Source organism: Campylobacter sp. US25a (assembly GCF_004379075.1).
Classification (GTDB): domain Bacteria; phylum Campylobacterota; class Campylobacteria; order Campylobacterales; family Campylobacteraceae; genus Campylobacter_D; species Campylobacter_D jejuni.
This window is the reverse complement of record NZ_RYYM01000044.1, coordinates 1-1,716: the sequence shown is the minus strand read 5'-3', so window position 1 is coordinate 1,716 and position 1,716 is coordinate 1. Positions and strand designations below refer to the sequence as shown.

Genomic DNA, 1,716 nt, shown 5'->3' with positions numbered 1-1,716 from the left:
TAAAGAAAGTCTTATCAAGACTGATTGAAGCTTAAAAGAAAAAAAATGCTTGTATTTTATTTGCTTAGTATTTGAAGCGCTATCATTAATATTTAAAGCACTTTCATGATTAATGCCTAGATATTTTATATAAGTGATAATTCCTTTATAATTTTTAACTTCATTTGTGTCAAAATTTAAAGTATTGTTTTCATAAGGATTATGAATACTTAAAATAGCTTCTTGATCGATTAAAACATTAGGATGAAAATTAAAAGTTGCAGGGGTGCTTGGATGAGATGAAGCATTGGTTAAAGTATTTAAAGAAAATAAATCTTGTTCTAAACTTTCAAAAAAAGCCTTCACATTCTATAGAAAAAAGTTCTTCAAGACTTTCTTTGATGAGGGCTTTAGTGATTTAAAGGGTAGGGGATTTGAAGTAGAATTTGATATATTAAGACTCATATAAGAATTAAGAGACATTGATGATCCTTTTGGGGGGGTGAGTTTATGGTGTTTATAATTTCACTATGTTTTTAATTTTTATATTTATTATTTTAACACAAATAGTCTAAATTTGAGTAGAAAAAGAAATTGCTTATTTTTGTTATTAAAATCTATTTTTATCTAAATTTACTTCTATGATATTGGGTTCTTTTTCGCTGTTTTGTGTATTTTCTAAACGCAATTTTATTTTATTTGCACCCATGGGAGTTAAAATAGTAAAATATCTAATATTATTTTCATAAAAATCCCAAATTTCATCAAATTCCAAATAATTTGCTAATCCATATTCTTTAAACTCACATTCTTTATAGATTGATTTTAAAAATTTTGGCACTTCATTAATAATAAAAAGTATTTTGATTTTTTCTTTTTGAGAATTAATATCCAATTCTTTAATCAGATTATTTTGATATTCTTGCTTTATTATTTCTATTATTTTTTTATTATCACAATTTTTTAAATCATTAAGATTAACATCCATTTCTTTTTTTAACTCTAATTCTTGAAGAAAATAATTTGTATTCTTATAATCAGAAGCTTGTGGTAATAATATATTTAATTGTTCATCACTTTTAAAAATTAATTTCGCTATATTCATAATTTTAATATTTAATTCTAATATAGCGTAAAAATCTTTTTTAGAAAAAATTTTATCTACACCTTTTTTCATATTTACAATATCTAAATTCTCATCAGATAAAAATTCTATAAGTTTATTTAAAAATATAGCTTGAGGAAGCATTACCACCCTTTAAGCTCTAAACTTTTAAGCTCTTCTAAACTCATTGCTCTAATTAAAATCCTTTCTTCTGATTGAATTAAAGAAAAATCTTGTAGTTTTTCTAGTGCTTCTTTATATTCTAAATATCCTAAAGGTTTATCTTCGCTAATGCTAAAAAAGCTTAATCTCCATTTGGCTTCTTTATCTTCATCATCTAATTCAAAATTTTCCCAAGGTTTTTTAAAAAGAATAGTATCTGTATCTTCACTTAGGGTGAAATTTATTATTAACCCATCGGGTGTTTCATAAAGTTTAGGTATAGCTTCATAAGCTTCTTCCCAACGCCTTTGTAAAAGTTTTAAATATTCTATAAATTTTTCCTTAAATATAAAATGAAATTATAACTAAAAATCTTTTTATATTAAATCATAAGGAAAGTATTTACACAAAGCTAATTCTATTTTGTTTAATCATTCTGGCACGATTGATAAGAGCATAAAGGGCTATAT

At 23.8% G+C, this 1,716-nt stretch carries 1 protein-coding gene and 1 pseudogene; both read right to left on the bottom strand.

Translation table 11 applies throughout. The features are described from left to right. Window positions 1-345: pseudogene (locus tag ELQ12_RS09560) on the bottom strand (hypothetical protein); the annotation flags it as partial. A 244-nt stretch (window positions 346-589) separates the two neighbouring features. Then, window positions 590-1,228 (bottom strand): hypothetical protein, encoded by a 639-nt coding sequence (locus ELQ12_RS09555; protein WP_134264744.1) that lies wholly within the window; start codon window positions 1,226-1,228, stop codon window positions 590-592. Between the last annotated feature and the right edge of the window lie 488 nt (window positions 1,229-1,716).

Bases quoted from the DNA above. Each gene is read 5' to 3' on its own strand.
- ELQ12_RS09555 (WP_134264744.1), bottom strand. From the start codon at position 1,228: ATGCTTCCTCAAGCTATATTTTTAAATAAACTTATAGAATTTTTATCT.